The sequence below is a fragment of the Aeromonas sp. Prich7-2 genome, from assembly GCF_017939255.1.
GTDB lineage: Bacteria > Pseudomonadota > Gammaproteobacteria > Enterobacterales > Aeromonadaceae > Aeromonas > Aeromonas caviae.
On the sequence record NZ_JAGKRI010000258.1, the window covers coordinates 1 to 835 of the forward strand.

The following is an 835-nucleotide window of genomic DNA, read 5'->3' on the forward strand; positions in this document are numbered from 1 at the left end:
CCAGGCTCTTAATGTATCGCGTGCGCAGCTATCCGTTCGTGTTCATCGAAAACCGGGTTGGCAAGATGGTCGTCATCATCGCCAGCGTGATGATGCAGCCTTACTTGGCCGTATCATGGAGGCGATGGCAGAGCTTCCCTCCTATGGCTATCGCCGGGTCTGGGCGCTGTTACGGCGTCAGTCTGAGGCAACAGAACAACCTGTGGTAAACGCTAAGCGGGTATATCGCGTCATGCGCGAACATGGCTTGCTGCTGGAAAGAAAACCAGCTGCACCATTGGCCCAGCAGGCACATAAGGGGCGTGTTGCCGTCAAGGAGAGCAATCGACGGTGGTGCTCAGATGGCTTCGAGTTTCGCTGCGATAACGGTGAAAAACTACGTGTCACGTTCGCCATGGATTGCTGCGATAGGGAAGCGTTGGACTGGGCGGCCAGTACTGGGGGTTACGATAGTGACACTGTGCAAGATGTCATGCTGAGGTCTGTCGAACATCGCTTTGGGGATTCGTTGCCGGCATCACCGGTGGAGTGGCTGACTGATAATGGCTCGGCGTATCGAGCCCATGAGACCCGCGCGTTTGCACGAGAAATCGGGTTGGAGCCCAGAACGACAGCAGTGAGAAGCCCACAGAGTAACGGTATAGCGGAGAGCTTCGTGAAGACGATGAAGCGAGACTATATCGAGATGATGCCAAAACCGGATAGCCGAACAGCGGTAGGCAATTTGGCTATCGCGTTTGAGCATTATAACGAGCACCACCCGCACAGCGCCTTGGGATACCGTTCACCACGGGAATTTCTGCGCAGTCGGGTATCACAACCCTAAGCGGGAAAA

The 835-nt window shown here is 55.3% G+C and carries 1 protein-coding gene; it reads left to right on the forward strand.

From position 1 onward, the window contains the following. Positions 1-826: IS3-like element ISAs17 family transposase (locus J9892_RS21510; protein ID WP_210538947.1), on the forward strand; the 826-nt coding region annotated here is incomplete at its 5' end. Positions 827-835: the final 9 nt, after the last annotated feature.